12 protein-coding genes and 3 tRNA genes are annotated in these 16,394 nt (G+C 57.1%); 2 read left to right on the forward strand and 13 right to left on the reverse strand.

What is annotated here, in order from left to right:
• Positions 1-75: 75 nt before the first annotated feature.
• The 7 genes from lon to B3I26_RS27405 form a co-directional block, all read right to left on the reverse strand.
• Complete coding sequence (lon, locus tag B3I26_RS27375; protein ID WP_296262545.1) at positions 76-2,472, reverse strand: endopeptidase La; 2,397 nt, start codon at positions 2,470-2,472, stop codon at positions 76-78.
• A 181-nt stretch (positions 2,473-2,653) separates the two neighbouring features.
• The gene (clpX, locus tag B3I26_RS27380; protein ID WP_081568662.1) at positions 2,654-3,937 is read right to left on the reverse strand and encodes an ATP-dependent Clp protease ATP-binding subunit ClpX; all 1,284 of its coding nucleotides are present in this window, start codon (positions 3,935-3,937) and stop codon (positions 2,654-2,656) included.
• Positions 3,938-4,052: 115 nt separating this feature from the next.
• A complete protein-coding gene (gene clpP, locus B3I26_RS27385; protein WP_296262546.1) occupies positions 4,053-4,694 on the reverse strand; it encodes an ATP-dependent Clp endopeptidase proteolytic subunit ClpP in 642 nt (213 codons plus the stop codon).
• A 91-nt stretch (positions 4,695-4,785) separates the two neighbouring features.
• Positions 4,786-6,096: a trigger factor gene (tig, locus tag B3I26_RS27390; protein WP_296262547.1), complete on the reverse strand. Its 1,311-nt coding sequence runs from the start codon at positions 6,094-6,096 to the stop codon at positions 4,786-4,788.
• A gap of 372 nt (positions 6,097-6,468) precedes the next feature.
• Positions 6,469-6,553 (reverse strand) — tRNA-Leu (locus B3I26_RS27395).
• A gap of 54 nt (positions 6,554-6,607) precedes the next feature.
• A tRNA-His gene (locus B3I26_RS27400) sits at positions 6,608-6,683 on the reverse strand.
• A 60-nt stretch (positions 6,684-6,743) separates the two neighbouring features.
• A tRNA-Arg gene (locus B3I26_RS27405) sits at positions 6,744-6,820 on the reverse strand.
• A gap of 308 nt (positions 6,821-7,128) precedes the next feature.
• On the opposite strand from B3I26_RS27405, the gene folD reads away from it, so the two are divergent.
• Complete coding sequence (gene folD / locus B3I26_RS27410; protein ID WP_296262548.1) at positions 7,129-7,983, forward strand: bifunctional methylenetetrahydrofolate dehydrogenase/methenyltetrahydrofolate cyclohydrolase FolD; 855 nt, start codon at positions 7,129-7,131, stop codon at positions 7,981-7,983.
• Between the two features lie 158 nt (positions 7,984-8,141).
• Here folD and B3I26_RS27415 read toward each other — a convergent pair whose 3' ends face one another.
• From B3I26_RS27415 to B3I26_RS27440, 6 genes are all read right to left on the reverse strand, one after another.
• Positions 8,142-9,947, reverse strand: a complete 1,806-nt coding sequence (locus B3I26_RS27415; RefSeq protein WP_296262549.1) for an ABC transporter substrate-binding protein — start codon at positions 9,945-9,947, stop codon at positions 8,142-8,144.
• Positions 9,948-10,031: 84 nt separating this feature from the next.
• Entirely contained in the window at positions 10,032-10,304 is a 273-nt protein-coding gene (locus tag B3I26_RS27420) for a DUF2160 domain-containing protein (protein ID WP_296262550.1), read from the reverse strand.
• Positions 10,305-10,315: 11 nt separating this feature from the next.
• On the reverse strand, positions 10,316-11,134 hold the full coding sequence (locus B3I26_RS27425) for a carbohydrate ABC transporter permease (protein WP_409521990.1): 819 nt from the start codon (positions 11,132-11,134) through the stop codon (positions 10,316-10,318).
• A 10-nt stretch (positions 11,135-11,144) separates the two neighbouring features.
• On the reverse strand, positions 11,145-12,011 hold the full coding sequence (locus B3I26_RS27430; RefSeq protein WP_296262551.1) for a carbohydrate ABC transporter permease: 867 nt from the start codon (positions 12,009-12,011) through the stop codon (positions 11,145-11,147).
• Positions 12,004-13,131 carry an ABC transporter ATP-binding protein gene (locus B3I26_RS27435; protein WP_296262552.1) on the reverse strand — a complete coding sequence of 376 codons (1,128 nt, stop codon included), beginning with the start codon at positions 13,129-13,131 and terminating at the stop codon, positions 12,004-12,006. Before B3I26_RS27435 ends, B3I26_RS27430 begins: the two co-directional genes overlap by 8 nt.
• The gene (locus B3I26_RS27440) at positions 13,131-14,225 is read right to left on the reverse strand and encodes an ABC transporter ATP-binding protein (RefSeq protein WP_296262553.1); all 1,095 of its coding nucleotides are present in this window, start codon (positions 14,223-14,225) and stop codon (positions 13,131-13,133) included. The genes B3I26_RS27435 and B3I26_RS27440 overlap by 1 nt, the downstream gene beginning before the upstream one ends.
• A 327-nt stretch (positions 14,226-14,552) precedes the next feature.
• On the opposite strand from B3I26_RS27440, the gene B3I26_RS27445 reads away from it, so the two are divergent.
• Positions 14,553-16,394, forward strand: coding sequence for a sigma-54-dependent Fis family transcriptional regulator (locus tag B3I26_RS27445; protein WP_296262554.1), 1,842 nt, complete (start codon positions 14,553-14,555; stop codon positions 16,392-16,394).

Raw genomic sequence — 16,394 nt, forward strand, 5'->3', positions numbered from 1 at the left:
GAATGGCCTTCTGACACTGGAAAGAGCCGCTTTATAACAAGGGCTCTAAAAAGCTGTCAAGGAAGGCCCCCCAGACTAATGCGTGCTAATTCTTTCCTTAGAGTCAGACTCGCGTTTTTCATCCTTTGCAACCATCTCGGGAGCCACATCCGGCAAGGGCTCCGGCGCGTATTGCAGCGCAATTTGCAGGACTTCGTCAATCCATTTAACAGGTTTGATCTGCAGATCCTGCTTGATGTTGTCAGGGATTTCCTTCAAGTCACGTACATTCTCTTCAGGAATGATCACCGTTTTAATACCACCACGGTGTGCGGCCAGCAATTTTTCCTTCAAGCCGCCGATCGCCAGCACCTGGCCACGAAGGGTGATTTCACCCGTCATTGCGACGTCAGCGCGCACCGGAATCTGGGTCAGAGCCGAAACCAGCGCCGTACACATGCCTACGCCCGCGCTGGGGCCGTCTTTCGGCGTCGCCCCTTCCGGCATATGGATATGGGTGTCGCGCTTCTCATGGAAGTCCAGAGGGATGCCCAGGCTCTTGGCGCGGCTACGAACCACGGTGAGCGCGGCAGTGATCGATTCGCCCATCACATCACCCAACGAACCGGTCTTGATCAGCTGTCCTTTACCGGGGACCACAGCCGCTTCGATGGTCAGCAGTTCGCCTCCCACCTGCGTCCATGCAAGTCCGGTTACCTGACCAATCTGATCCTGCTGCTCGGCCAGGCCGTAGCGGAATTTGCGCACGCCCAGGAAGTTTTCCAGCATGCCAGCGGTGACCACCACGGCAAAGCGCTTCTGCGCTGCATGTTCTTTGACGGCCTTACGACAGACCTTCGCTATTTGACGCTCCAGACTCCGAACGCCAGCTTCACGGGTGTAGTACCGGATAATGTCGCGTATGGCTTCTTGTTCGAACTCGATTTCACCTTTTTTCAGCCCGTTGGCCGCAATCTGCTTGGGCGAAAGGTATTTGGTAGCGATGTTGATCTTCTCGTCTTCGGTGTAACCCGGCAGACGAATCACTTCCATGCGGTCCAACAGGGCCGCCGGAATGTTCATCGAGTTGGCAGTGCAGAGGAACATCACATCGGAGAGGTCGTAGTCGACTTCCAGATAATGATCGTTGAAGTTGTGATTCTGTTCAGGGTCGAGCACCTCCAGCAACGCCGACGCCGGATCACCCCGCATGTCACTGCCCATTTTGTCGATTTCATCGAGCAGGAACAGTGGGTTGCGCACGCCTACCTTGGTCATCTTCTGGATGAGACGACCCGGCATCGAGCCGATGTAGGTGCGACGATGACCACGAATCTCGGCTTCATCGCGCACACCACCAAGGGCCATGCGCACGAACTTGCGGTTGGTGGCATTGGCGATGGACTCGGCCAACGAAGTTTTACCCACGCCGGGAGGGCCTACCAAGCACAACACCGGCCCACGAATCTTTTTCACACGTTTTTGCACGGCGAGGTATTCGAGAATCCGCTCTTTGACTTCTTCCAGGCCGTAGTGATCGGCATCGAGAATGTCCTCGGCACGTGCCAGGTCCAGACGCACCTTGCTCTGAGCCTTCCACGGCACCTGAACGAGCCAGTCGATGTAAGAGCGCACTACCGTGGCTTCAGCGGACATAGGCGACATCTGCTTGAGCTTGTTAAGCTCGGCAGTGGCTTTGGTCATCGCATCTTTGGGCAGACCGGCAGCATCAATGCGCTTTTTCAGCTCCTCGATCTCGTTGTGCCCCTCATCACCGTCGCCGAGCTCTTTCTGAATGGCTTTCATTTGCTCGTTCAGGTAGTACTCGCGCTGACTGCGCTCCATCTGCTTCTTGACGCGCCCGCGAATTCGCTTCTCGACCTGCAGCAGATCGATTTCAGCATCCAGCAGCGCCAGCACATGCTCAACGCGAGCGCCCAGATCGATGATTTCGAGAATTTCCTGCTTCTGTTCGATCTTGAGCGCCATGTGCGCGGCCATGGTGTCAACCAGACGCCCCGGCTCATCGATGCTGTTGAGCGAAGACAGCACTTCGGCCGGGACTTTTTTGCCCAGCTGGACGTATTGCTCGAATTGCGCCAGCAGACTGCGCACGAACACTTCGGATTCACGATCAGGCGCATCGACTTCATCGATCAATGCCACCTCGGCCCGGCAGTGGCCGTCCACCTCAATGAAGCGCTCCACAGAACCGCGCTGCTCACCTTCCACCAAGACCTTGACCGTACCGTCTGGAAGTTTAAGCAGCTGCAACACAGTGGCAATCGTACCTACGCTATAAAGCGCGTCTTCACCCGGATCATCGTCTGCAGGATTTCTTTGCGCGAGCAGCAGGATCTGCTTGTCACCGGTCATCGCAGCCTCAAGGGCTTCAATCGACTTCTCGCGCCCCACGAACAGTGGGATAACCATGTGCGGATACACTACGACATCACGCAATGGCAAAAGAGGCAATTCAATGGTCGTCTTCATGATTTCGCCTCTACAGCGGCCTTAGGGCCATGGACAAATAAAAATGAGCTGAAAATCAAGATGGGGGTAGCTACCTAAAAAAACAAGCGTCGCTTCGAGTTAATGCCAAAGCGCTTTGAAATGCAAAAAGGGCCCGAGGGCCCCTTTCGTTTTCCAGTCGCCCGGTGCAAAGCCGTAAGGCTTATGCGTCCGGAGCTGCCTTGGCGGGCGGCTCGCTGTTTTCGTAAATCAACAACGGCTTGGATGTCCCTTCGATAACGCTCTCGTCGATCACCACTTTGCTCACGTCGGTTTGCGACGGGATTTCATACATGGTGTCGAGCAGGACGCCTTCAAGGATAGAGCGTAAACCACGAGCACCGGTTTTGCGTTCGAGCGCTCGACGGGCAACTGACTTGAGCGCGTCAGTGCGGAATTCAAGATCCACACCTTCCATCTCAAACAGCTTGGCATATTGCTTGGTCAACGCATTCTTCGGCTCGGTCAGAATCTGCATCAACGCAGCTTCATCCAGCTCGTCAAGGGTCGCCAATACTGGCAGACGGCCTACGAATTCCGGGATCAGACCAAACTTGACCAGATCGTCAGGCTCGACTTCACGCAGGGATTCGCCAACCTTCTTACCCTCTTCCTTGCTGCGAACTTCGGCGTTGAAGCCGATGCCGCCTTTGGTCGAGCGATTCTGGATGACCTTTTCAAGACCAGAGAACGCACCACCGCAGATAAACAGGATGTTGCGCGTGTCCACCTGCAGGAATTCCTGCTGGGGATGCTTGCGACCACCCTGCGGCGGAACGGACGCCACGGTGCCCTCGATCAATTTCAGCAGGGCTTGTTGAACACCCTCGCCAGAAACGTCTCGAGTAATCGAAGGGTTGTCGGATTTGCGCGAAATCTTGTCGATTTCGTCGATGTAAACAATGCCCATCTGGGCCTTCTCAACATCGTAATCGCATTTCTGCAACAGCTTCTGGATGATGTTTTCAACGTCCTCACCCACATAACCGGCTTCAGTCAGGGTGGTGGCGTCGGCAATGGTGAACGGTACATTGAGCAAGCGTGCCAGCGTTTCCGCGAGCAGGGTCTTGCCGGAGCCCGTAGGGCCGATCAGCAGGATGTTGCTTTTGCCCAGCTCAACGTCGTCGTTTTTCTTGTCACGCTGATTCAGTCGCTTGTAGTGGTTGTACACCGCTACTGCGAGAACCTTTTTAGCACGCTCCTGACCGATGACGTACTGGTCAAGGATGCCGCTGATTTCTTTTGGCGATGGCAGTTTATGCGCGCTGCTTTCGGCCTGTGCTTCCTGCACCTCCTCGCGGATGATGTCGTTGCACAGGTCGACGCACTCGTCACAGATAAATACCGAGGGGCCGGCAATCAACTTGCGTACTTCATGCTGGCTTTTGCCGCAGAAGGAGCAATAAAGCAGTTTGCCGTTGTCCTCGCCGTTGCGGGTGTCAGTCATTCGATCGATCCAATCCGGTAGGCTTGCAACACAAGATGAAGGCAGTTGCGGGCTTTTTCAAGTCCCCAGGTGGCACGGAAGTCAACACCACCTGGGATTACTGCCTGTCACGCAATCATTTGATCATTTGACGTTTGTCGAGCACCGCATCCACCAGACCGTATTCTGCAGCGCGTTCGGCGCTCATGAAGTTATCGCGGTTGGTGTCTCGCTCGATGGCTTCCAGGGACTGACCGGTATGGTGCGCCAGCAACTCGTTCAGACGCTGGCGAATGTACAGGATTTCCTTGGCATGAATGTCGATGTCCGACGCCTGCCCCTGAAAACCGCCCAGTGGCTGGTGAATCATGACGCGGGAATTTGGCAGGGCGAAACGCTTACCCTTGGCACCGCCCGCCAGCAGGAATGCGCCCATGCTGCACGCCTGACCCATTACAGTGGTCGAAACGTCTGGCTTGACGAACTGCATCGTGTCGTAGATCGCCATGCCAGCGGTCACCGAACCGCCTGGAGAGTTGATGTAGAGATGGATGTCCTTGTCCGGGTTTTCCGCTTCAAGGAAGAGCAACTGCGCCGAGATCAGGTTGGCCATGTAGTCTTCGACCGGACCGACCAGGAAAATGACGCGTTCCTTGAGCAGGCGGGAATAGATGTCATAGGCGCGTTCGCCACGGGCGGACTGCTCGATAACCATCGGGACCAAACCGCCAGCGGCCTGGATGTCAGAGTTCTGCTGAATATAAGAATTGCGGGACATATCTCGCATTCACTCCCAAATAGTCATGTCTTGAATACGCATAAGCCAGCGCGAAGGCTGGCTCATGGTGCTTTCGAACGAGAGAACGAAATCAGTCGGCTTGTGGAGCTTCTACCGGCTTGACCGCTTCTTCGTACGAGACCGCTTTGTCGGTCACGCTCGCTTTCTGCAAAACAGTATCCACAACTTGTTCTTCAAGCACAACCGAACGCACTTCGTTCATTTGCTGTTCGTTCTTGTAGTACCAGGTCACGACCTGCTCTGGCTCCTGATAGGCGGAAGCCATTTCCTGAATCAGCTCGCGAACGCGGGCTTCGTCAGGCTTGAGGTCGAACTGCTTGACCACTTCAGCAACGATCAGGCCCAGCTCGACGCGGCGCTTGGCCTGCTCTTCGAACAGCTCGGCTGGCAGTTGGTCAGGCTTGATGTTGCCACCGAACTGTTGAACAGCCTGAACACGCAGACGGTTCACTTCGTTTTCCAGCAGTGCTTTTGGCACTTCGATCGGGTTGGCAGCCAGCAGACCGTCCATTACCTGATTCTTGACCTTGGACTTGATGGCCTGACGCAGCTCACGCTCCATGTTCTTGCGAACCTCGGTGCGGAAGCCTTCGATACCGGTTTCCTTGATACCGAACTGGGTGAAGAAGGCTTCGTTCAGCTCAGGCAGGGTCGGGGCCGACACGGTGTTGACGGTAATGGTAAACTCGGCGGTTTTGCCAGCCAGCTCCAGGTTCTGATAGTCCTCTGGAAAGGTCAGGTTCAGAACGCGCTCTTCACCGGCTTTGGCGCCAACCAGGCCGTCTTCGAAGCCAGGGATCATGCGGCCCGAGCCCAGCACCAGCTGAGTGCCGGTAGCCGAACCGCCAGCGAATTCTTCGCCGTCGATCTTGCCGACGAAGTCGATGTTCAGCTGATCTTCGTTCGCAGCGGCACGCTCAGCCACTTCAAAACGCACGTTCTGCTTGCGCAGGATTTCGAGCATGTTATCCAGATCCGCATCAGCGACGTCAGCGGACAGGCGCTCGACGGAAACGGACTCGAAACCGGCAACGGAGAATTCGGGGAACACTTCGAAAGTCGCGATGTACTCGAGATCCTTGCCTTTTTCGAAAGTTTTTGGCTCGACGGAAGGTGCGCCAGCAGGATTCAGCTTTTGTTCTACAACGGCTTCATAGAAGGTCGCCTGGATCAGGTCGCCCAATGCTTCCTGACGAGCACCATCTTCGTAGCGCTGGCGGATCACGCTCATAGGCACTTTGCCAGGGCGGAAGCCCGGGATCTTGGCTTTACGTGCGGTCTGCTGCAGACGCTTGTTGACTTCGGTCTCGATGCGCTCAGCTGGCACGCCAATGGTCATGCGGCGCTCGAGAGCGGAAGTGTTTTCAACAGAAACTTGCATGGATATTCCTCGTTGCACAGACGTTAGCCGGCCGTTTCCGACCCCAGAATCAAGGGCAAGCATTCTAGTGGGTCAAACTCAAGAAGTCACCCTACCGAAGAAGGGTAAATACAGTGGAATGTGGCCAGGGGAGAAAGGGGGAAGACTCAAACCGTTACAAGCGGTCTGGAACGCACCTTGCGCGCTTCTATATAAAGGAAGCAACGCGCGACCGAATGTCGATCCCATCCCTGGAAACACCCCGAAAGCCTCGTCGTCGACAACCTGACGAAACTCTACCTGCGTGAAACCAATACGTTGAAACAAAAAAAGCCGCACTAGGCGGCTTTTCGATCCTTGCGAGTGCGCATGGCACTGCTCAAGGCTTGTAGTTGGTGCGGACGAAGAGACTCGAACTCTTACGCCTCGCGGCGCTGGAACCTAAATCCAGTGTGTCTACCAATTCCACCACGTCCGCATGTAGCGCTTAAAGCAAAGGCGCCAGGTTATGAATCTGGCGCCTTTTCAAATATGGGGTGGACGAAGGGGATCGAACCCTCGACAACGGGAGTCACAATCCCGTGCTCTACCAACTGAGCTACGCCCACCATATTGCGTTGTAACCGACGCATCCAAACTGAATGCTACTTGTGCCAAAGCTGCCGTAATGGCGCACCCGGCAGGACTCGAACCTGCGACCATCCGCTTAGAAGGCGGATGCTCTATCCAGCTGAGCTACGGGCGCTTGGTTAATCTGTATTCTTTCGTCTACAAATTAAGAGCTTTCAATCACGCTGAGCCGATCTGAACTCTACCTGACTTAATCAACCTTCGACTCGATAACCCGCTTGCGGCTTATCTTGTCTGGGGTTGTGCCCGACAAGTGCGACGAATCTTATAGACGGCCTTGAAGGTCGTCAACACTTTTTTCTAAAAAATTCAGTCAATTAAAGGGGTTAGCTTATTAAGGGGACCAACCGCCTTTGCCCTCGCGTCAGGTCATGCGAGAATGCGCGCTCTTTTTCCCTCCCTTCCGATGGTTAATCACGCGTAATGACTGCAAAACTAATAGACGGCAAAGCGATCGCAGCCAAACTGCGCCAGCAGATCGCCCAACGAGTCGCTGAACGTCGCGAGCAAGGACTGCGCACGCCTGGCCTCGCGGTGATTCTGGTCGGTAGCGACCCCGCCTCTCAGGTTTACGTCTCGCACAAACGCAAAGACTGCGAAGAGGTCGGCTTCGTCTCCAGGGCATACGACCTGCCCAGCGAAACTACCCAGACCCAACTGACCGATCTGATCGACAGCCTCAACGACGACCCGGCCATTGATGGCATCCTGCTGCAATTGCCTTTGCCGGAGCATCTGGAGTCGTCCAGCCTGCTGGAGCGAATTCGCCCGGACAAGGATGTCGACGGCTTCCACCCTTATAACGTCGGCCGTCTGGCCCAGCGCATCCCGCTGCTGCGCCCCTGCACACCGAAGGGCATTATGACCCTGCTGGAAAGCACCGGGGTCGATCTGTACGGCAAGGATGCTGTGGTGGTAGGCGCGTCCAATATCGTCGGGCGCCCAATGGCCATGGAACTGCTGCTGGCCGGTTGCACAGTGACCGTGACTCACCGATTCACGCAGGATCTGGCAGGCCATGTCGGCCGTGCTGACCTGGTGGTCGTGGCGGCAGGCAAGCCAGGACTGGTCAAGGGCGAATGGATCAAGGAAGGCGCGATCGTCATTGACGTCGGCATCAACCGCCAGGCGGATGGCAAGCTGGTCGGCGACGTGGTCTACGAGACCGCCCTGCCCCGCGCAGGCTGGATCACGCCGGTACCGGGTGGCGTAGGCCCGATGACCCGCGCCTGCCTGCTGGAAAACACGTTATACGCGGCAGAGACGCTGCACGGCTGATCGACAAATGCACGAATGCAAAACGGCACCCGAGGGTGCCGTTTTGCATGGAACGGGTTTTTATCCAGCGCAGTGCCTGTCGCAGTCTGGCTTGCTGGCGGCGGCGATTTCAAAATCGTCACCGCCGGCAAGCCGTCCGACACGAAGGATCGATCACGTTACTTCTTGGCCGCTTCCCAGCTTTTCAGCAGGTCGGAATAAGCGATGGTTTCGCCCTTCGGTTTCTCGTTGGCCAGTTTGCGCTGCGGCGCAAGAAACGCTCCATTACTCTTCTCCGCCTTGGTGTACCACTCCTCGGCCGAGGTTTCCGGGTTCATCCTCGGTGCGCAACCGCTGGCTTCCTGGACTTTGGAACGTTCGATCCGAGTCATGATCGCGTCCTGATCCTTGGCCAGACCATCCAGAGCCGCCTGCGCGGACTTCTCGCCGGTCACTGCTTCAGCCACATGACTCCACCACAGCTGTGCCAGTTTCGGGTAATCCGGAACGTTGGTGCCGGTTGGCGACCATTGCACGCGTGCCGGACTGCGATAGAACTCCACCAGACCACCGAGTTTCGGTGCCAGGGCGGTCATCTCCTTGGAGTTGATGTCCGACTCGCGTATCGGCGTCAGGCCGACAATGGTTTTCTTCAGGGAAACCGACTTGGACGTGACGAATTGCGCATAAAGCCAGGCAGCGTTGCGCCTTTTCTCGTCCGACGCCTTGAGGAAAGTCCACGACCCCACGTCCTGATAGCCCAGCTTCATGCCCTCTTTCCAGTATGGCCCTTTGGGTGACGGCGCCATGCGCCACTTTGTCGAGCCGTCGGCGTTCATCACCGGCAGGCCCGGCTTGGTCATGTCGGCGGTGAAAGCGGTATACCAGAAGATCTGCTGAGCGATGTTGCCCTGAGACGGAACCGGGCCGGACTCGGAAAAGGTCATGCCCGCAGCTTCCGGCGGCGCGTAGGCTTTGAGCCAGTCGATATATTTCTGGGTCGCGTAAACGGCCGCCGGGCCGTTGGTGTCGCCACCGCGGGTAATGCTCGAACCGACTGGATGACAGTCCTCGACTCGAATCCCCCATTCATCTACCGGTAGACCGTTTGGCAGACCCTTGTCGCCGCTGCCTGCCATAGAGAACCAGGCGTCGGTGAAGCGCCAGCCCAGGGAGGGGTCTTTCTTGCCGTAGTCCATGTGGCCATAGACTTTCTTGCCGTCGATCTCCTTGACGTCCTCGCTAAAGAACCTGGCGATGTCTTCATATGCAGACCAGTTCACCGGCACGCCCAACTCGTAGCCGTACTTAGCCTTGAACTTCTCTTTCAGGTCAGGACGCTCGAACCAGTCGGCGCGGAACCAGTAAAGGTTGGCGAACTGCTGGTCTGGCAATTGATACAGCTTGGCCGGCGTGATGACGTTGCCGGAAGCGTCCTTGACTTCGGGCGAGGTCGTGAACGAGGTACCGATGAAGTCTTTCAGATCCAGCGTGGGGGACGTGACTTTCGCGCCTTCCGGGCTGGCCATCAAGTCTGTCAGCGACAGCGCCTTGCCGTACCGCAAGTGCGTACCGATCAGGTCAGAGTCGTTAACCCAACCGTCATAGATGCTCTCGCCGGACTGCATGGCGGTCTGCAATTTCTCGATAACGTCACCTTCTTGCAGCAGGTCGTGCGTCACCTTGATGCCGGTAATCTCGGTAAAGGCCTTGGCCAAGGTCTTGGATTCGTATTCATGAGTGGTCAAGGTTTCCGAAACCACCTTGATGTCCATGCCGCGAAACGGCTCAGCTGCCTTGATGAACCATTCCAACTCCTTGAGCTGATCAGCGTCCGACAGAGTGGTCGGTTTGAATTCGCTGGCCGCCCATTTCTTCGCGGCGTCCTCGTACTGATCCGCCCACGCCGAAACGCTCAAACCGCTGAGCATTGCCAGGGTCGCTACCGTCACACTATGTCGCAGCTTGTTTTTCTTATTGAACATAGACACCTCCCGTTTTGATTCTTATGTAGTACCGCGTTGCACCCGTTTGCATTTTTCCGCAGGCGTAGCGCCTAGCCACCCTGCTTAACCCCACCGCATCACCACCAACAGCCAGACCAGGGAAAGCCCGGAGGCGACCCAAATGCTCCAGTCGGTCGCGCCTATCACCAGCAGATGCAGATAGGCACTGCCGAGAAGACCGATGAACAGCCGGTCGCCGCGGGTAGTGGCAATCGGCAGGAAACCACGACGTTCGATGCTTGCCGAACGCAGCTCCCAGACGGTCATCGCGACCAGGATGGCGGCGATGGACGCAAAGAAAATGGCGGTCGGTAATGTCCAGGACATCCACTCCATTTTTCGACTCCTCAGACACGACCAAGGGCAAAACCCTTGACCACGTGATTGCGAACGAACCAGATCACCAGCATGCCCGGCAGGATCGTCAACACCCCCGCCGCCGCCAGCACGCCCCAATCGATCCCCGACGCCGATACCGTGCGGGTCATGACCGCAGCAATCGGCTTGGCGTTGACCGATGTCAGGGTCCGCGCCAACAGCAGCTCGACCCAGGAAAACATGAAGCAGAAGAACGCGGTGACACCGATGCCCGAGCCGATCAGCGGGATGAAAATCTTGCCGAAGAATTTGGGAAAGCTGTAACCGTCGATATAGGCCGTTTCGTCGATTTCCTTGGGCACGCCGGACATGAAGCCTTCAAGAATCCACACCGCCAGTGGCACGTTGAACAGGCAATGCGCCAGCGCCACCGCAATGTGGGTATCGAATAGCCCGATGGACGAGTACAGCTGAAAAAACGGCAGCAAAAACACGGCCGGTGGCGCCATGCGGTTGGTCAGCAGCCAGAAGAACAGGTGCTTGTCGCCGAGAAAACGATAGCGGGAAAACGCGTAGGCGGCCGGCAGTGCCACGCTCAGCGAGATCACGGTATTCAGGCAAACGTAGTACAGCGAGTTGATGTAGCCGCTGTACCAGCTCTCATCGGTGAAGATCACCTTGTAGTTGGCGACGGTAAAATCCTGCGGAAACAGCGTCAGACCGCCGAGGATTTCGGTGTTGGTCTTGAACGACATGTTGACCAGCCAGTAGATCGGCACCAGCAGAAACAGCAGGTAGATCCACAACGGCAGCACTTTTTTCAGTTGCAGTTTTTCGCGCCTAATCATGGGTTGCTCCTCAGTTCTTTTCGCTGTGGGTCATCGCGGTGTAGAACACCCACGACACCAGCAGGATGATCAGGAAATACACCAGCGAGAACGCTGCTGCCGGGCCCAGGTCAAACTGGCCGAGGGCCATGGTGGTTAAGGTCTGGGCGAGGAAGGTCGTCGAGTTGCCCGGCCCGCCGCCGGTCAATACGAACGGCTCGGTGTAAATCATGAAGCTGTCCATGAAGCGCAACATCACCGCGATCAGCAGCACGCTCTTCATCTTCGGCAACTGGATATGTCGGAACACCGCCCAGCTGGACGCCCGATCGATGCGTGCGGCCTGGTAGTACACGTCCGGAATTGCCCGCAGACCCGAATAGCAGAGCAGCGCCACCAACGAGGTCCAGTGCCAGACATCGATCACCAACACAGTCACCCAAGCGTCCGATGCATTGGCGGCGTAGTTGTAGTTGATGTGCAAGACATTGTTCAGCGCATAGCCGAGCAGGCCAATATCGCCACGGCCGAAAATCTGCCAGATGGTGCCGACCACGTTCCAGGGGATCAGCAGCGGGATGGTCATCACGATCAGGCATAACGAAGACCAGCGGCCCTTGGTCGGCATGGTCAGGGCGATACCGATACCCAGCGGAATCTCGATCAGCAACACGCAGAACGAATAGATGAACTGGCGTAGCAGCGAGTCATGCAGGCGCGGGTCCTGCAACACCTGTCTGAACCAGTCGGCGCCCACGAAGTAACGGCTGGACTGGTCGAAGATGTCCTGAACCGAGTAATTGACTACGGTCATCATCGGAATGACGGCGCTGAACGCCACCAGCAGAAACACCGGCAATACCAACCACCAGGCCTTGTTGTTCTGCACCTTAGTCATGGGGCACCTCTTTGGCGGGCGTGTGATTGGTGGCTTCCAGCAGAAATTCATCGGCGTAGAGCATCAGCCACTGCGCCGGGAAACTGATCCAGGCCTGCCCCTGAGGCACAGGTTTGTCTTCCTGCAGGCGAACCTTGAGCGACTGGCCGGCCAGGTTCACGGTGAGGATCTTGTAGGTGCCCAAGTCCTCGACATAGGTCACGTCGGCGCACATGGCATCGTCGAACGGCCCGTCCCAGACGTGCACGAATTCCGGTCGAATGCCGACCTTCAGCGTGCTCCACCGTGTGGCTGCCAGGCGCTGTAGAAGGGCTTGTGGGAGGGGCAGATGGATGCCGCCGAAGCCCACGCCGCCTGATTCAGGCTTGACCTCGATGAGGTTCATGCCGGGGCTGCCGATGAAGTAGCCCACAAAGGTGTGATGGGGTTTTTCGAACAGCTCGCGCGGGGTGCCGAACTGCACGATCTGACCGCCATACATCACAGCGATCTTGTCAGCGAAGGTCGAGGCCTCCAGCTGATCGTGGGTGACGTAGACCATGGTGATGTTGAACTGCTCGTGGATCTGCTTGAGCTTGCGTCGCAGTTTCCACTTCAAATGCGGGTCGATCACCGTCAGTGGCTCATCGAACAGAATCGCCGACACATCGTCGCGTACCAGCCCGCGCCCCATAGAAACCTTTTGTTTCTCGTCGGCGGTGAGGTTTTTGGCTTTCTTCTTCAGCAGCGGTTGCAGATCCAGCACATCGGCAATTTCCTGGACCTTGATCTGAACTTTGGCCTCGGCCATGCCCTGATTGCGCAGTGGGAACGCCAGGTTATCGAACACCGTCATGGTGTCGTACACCACCGGAAACTGGAAAACCTGGGCGATATTGCGCTGCTCCGGCGACAGGTCGTTGACCACCGTCGAGTCAAACATCACCTTGCCTTCCGATGGGCTGAGCAGGCCGGAAATGATGTTGAGCAGGGTTGATTTGCCGCAACCGGATGGCCCGAGCAAGGCATATGCCCCGCCCTGCTCCCAAATGTGGGTCATCTCGCGAATGGCGTAATCTTCAGGCCCGGCCGGCGTAGCGCTGTAGCTATGGGCGAGTTGTTGCAAGCGAATCTCGGCCATCAGGCAACCCTCGCCATGCGCAGGCCCGGCGCCTGGATGAGGCCGCCCTGCTGATCGAATACGAACAATTTATGAGTCGGGATGTACACGCGGATCGGCGTATCGACGTCGTACTCGTGCACCCCCGGCAGGTGCAGCACCAGCGAAAAATGCTCGTTGCGCACATGCAGGAAAGTTTCCGAACCGCTGATCTCCGCCAGCTCCACGGTCACCGCCAGTTCCAGATCGTCGTCGTTGGACGGCACCAGGCTCAGGTGACTGGGGCGGACGCCGAAACCGTATTCGCCGTCGCCGATCTTGCGCATATCGACGTTGAGCGGGAAATGCACGAAGTTGGCGAAACTCACTTCGTTGCCGTCGATACGGCCCGGCATCAGATTGATCGGTGGCTCGGAGAACAACTCTGCGGCCAGCACGGTTTTGGGCTGGTGATAAACCTCGGGGGTCTTGCCGCTCTGAATCAACCGCCCCTCATGCAGGATGGTCGTGGTTCCGCCTAACGCCAGCGCTTCGTTTGGCTCGGTAGTCGCGTACACCGCAATGGTGTTGCGGGTTTCGAACAGTTGGCGCATTTCCTGGCGCAGCTCTTCGCGCAGTTTGTAATCGAGATTGACCAGCGGCTCGTCGAACAGGATCAGTTCGGCGTCCTTAACCAACGCGCGAGCCATGGCGGTGCGCTGCTGCTGACCACCAGAAAGCTCGAGCGGGTAACGGGAGAGGAATTTCTCGATCCGCAGCATCTGCGCGGTTTCCCGCACGCGACGTTCGATTTCGTCCCTGGACAGCTTCGCCTGACGCAGCGGCGAGGCGATGTTGTCAAAAACCGTCATGCTCGGGTAATTGATGAACTGCTGATAAACCATGGAGACGTTGCGATGACGCACCGCAATCTGGGTGACATCCTTGCCATTCATCAGTACCCGGCCGCTGTCTGGCTTATCCAGACCGGCCATCAAGCGCATCAGGCTGGTCTTGCCTGATAAGGTGCGCCCCAGCAATACGTTGAATGAGCCAGGTTTGAAGCTCAGCGACGCATCGTCGATCCAGATCTGACCGTCGACGGCTCGGCTGACGTGCTCAAGCGTGAGAGACATGGCGTGCCCTTTTTATTAGTTTTGTTCGGGTGTTGCACTTGGTCGGGATATCCAGCGACCGCCTGTTGGATAGCGACAATCGTGCCAATCACCGTTCGCTAGCGAACAGACGCACGAAAGCCGCCGAATAGAGCGTTCCGAGTAAAATGCGAGGTCAACCCATATTCGTTGACGAACAAAAATGAACAGCAAAGACTGAACAGCTGAACAAAATGAACGTTGACTTTGAACAATCCTGAACAACAATGGATGAACGATCGAGCACGGACGCTCCGCCAGAAAGCCGTACCCCAAAAACAATAAAAGCTCGCGCACGGACACAAACCCATGGCCACACCTGGCACCTCCATCCCTCACGACACCATCATCCAGGACTCCTGGGCGCGCTGCCGTGAGTTCGGCCTCGACCACCAGTCCAGCCCCGCATTTGGTCGCCTGCCCGAACAACAGGTTTCCCGTTTACTGGAACGCCATCACGCACTGGTGCAGACCACCCATCAACAAGTGCTGCCCTTTTACGAAAACATTCTCAGCAACTCCAATTGCCTGATTCTGCTGGCCGATCAGCAAGGCCAGGTGCTCAACTCATGGGGTACCAAGCGGTTCGTCGAGCCTGCCCAGCAAAAAGGTTTCGTGGCCGGCGCCAGTTGGCTGGAGCGAAGCGCCGGCACCAATGCCATCGGCACCGCACTGGCCTGTGCACAGGCTGTTCACATTGAACACGATGAACACTTTCTCAAGGCCAACCGCTTCATGACCGGCTCGGCGGCACCGATCTTCGACGCCTCGCGGCGCATGGTCGCAGTGCTCGATGTGTCCAGCGACAGCTTCCTGCCGCCCTCTCACACCCTGGGGATGGTGAAGATGATGAGCCAGACCATCGAGAACAGGCTGATCCTTGACCAGTTCCAGAACGGCTACTTTCAACTGATCTTCAACACGGGTCTGAACAACCTCGACAGCCAGTGGGCCGGTCTGCTGGTGTTCGACGAAAGCGGCCGCATCCTTTGCGCCAACCGCCGCGCCGACACCTTGCTCGGCGTGAGTCTGCTGCAGGTCAATATCGAGAATGTGTTCAAGGCACCGATTGCGCACCTGCTCGATCAACAGGAAGGCCAGCCCTTCGCGCTCCAAGCCTGGGGCCATAACCGTTTTCACTGTCTGATCAAACGCCCGAAAGCGGCGATTCTGGAATTTCGCACCGTTTCGGCACCCAGGAAATCCAATACCCAGGCGGCCACCCTCTCGGCTCCCGGCGACGAAAAAGTCGCCAAGGCAGCGCGCCAGGCCCAGCGGTTGCTGGAAAAAAACGTCCCGCTGCTGATTCTCGGTGAGACCGGCGCGGGCAAAGAGGTGTTCGTCAGGAACCTGCATCAGGCCAGTTCTCGGGCCGATCAACCGTTTATCGCGGTGAACTGTGCGGCGATCCCTTCGGAACTGGTCGAGGCCGAACTGTTCGGCTACGAAAAGGGCGCGTTTACCGGCGCGCACCACAAAGGCAGCATTGGCCTGATTCGCAAAGCCGACAAAGGCACCCTGTTCCTCGACGAAATCGGCGACATGCCGCTGCCCGTTCAGGCGCGGCTGCTGCGGGTTTTGCAGGAGCGCTGTGTACAGCCGCTGGGCAGCAGCGAACTGTTTCCCGTGGATATCCGGATCATTTCGGCGACCCACTGTTCACTGCGGGACCAGGTGCAAAGCAGGCGCTTTCGTCAGGACCTCTATTACCGGATCAGCGGCCTCAATCTGGAGCTGCCTGCGCTTCGCGAACGCACGGACAAAGCCGAACTGATACAGGCGATTTGGCAACAGCATCGAGAACCGCAGCAGACGGCAGGGTTCGACGCCTCCGTCCTGGCGCTGTTCGACAGGCACCCGTGGCCCGGAAACCTGCGTCAGTTGAGCAATGTGATTCAAGTGGTGTTGGCACTGGCCGACGATGCCCCCATCTCCATCGAGCACCTGCCGGAAGATTTCTTCGCCGATCTGGAAATGGACAACAATAACAACGAACCGCAAATCGCCTTCAACCCCAAGGCTGCGCTGGATACACCTGAGGAGTTGAACGAGTTGCTGCAAGCCGCTGGCGGGAACATCTCGCAGTTGGCAAAGAGGCTGGGGGTCAGCCGTAATACGCTTTACAAACGGTTGCGCGAGCAGGGGTTTTGA

Origin of the sequence: Pseudomonas sp. UBA5706 (genome assembly GCF_002419965.1) — a bacterium.
Taxonomy (GTDB): Bacteria; Pseudomonadota; Gammaproteobacteria; order Pseudomonadales; family Pseudomonadaceae; genus Aquipseudomonas.